This is a genomic window from Carboxydocella sp. JDF658 (genome assembly GCF_002049395.1).
Classification (GTDB): Bacteria; Bacillota.
Genome location: NZ_BDLR01000259.1, coordinates 1 through 201 on the forward strand (window position 1 = coordinate 1; position 201 = coordinate 201).

A 201-nucleotide genomic window follows, 5' to 3' on the forward strand; every position below is an offset into this window, starting at 1 on the left:
GGCTTTTTGGCCAGCTGGTAGCCTCCACCCGCCCCGCGGATAGATCGGACAATTCCAGCTTTGATCAAGGAAGGCATGATTTTCAGCAAAAAGCGCATCGAGATCACTTCCTCTCTGGCTATTTGCTGGGCCTCCACTTTTTCCCCCTGGTGCCGGACCAGACAGGCTACAGCCCGTAAAGCGTAATCGGTGGCCTGATTG

The 201-nt window shown here is 55.2% G+C and carries 1 protein-coding gene; it reads right to left on the minus strand.

Annotation, left to right across the window (positions count from 1 at the left end):
• The coding region (locus JDF658_RS14130) for an Rrf2 family transcriptional regulator (protein WP_143312040.1) at positions 1-201 on the minus strand (201 nt) is incomplete at both ends.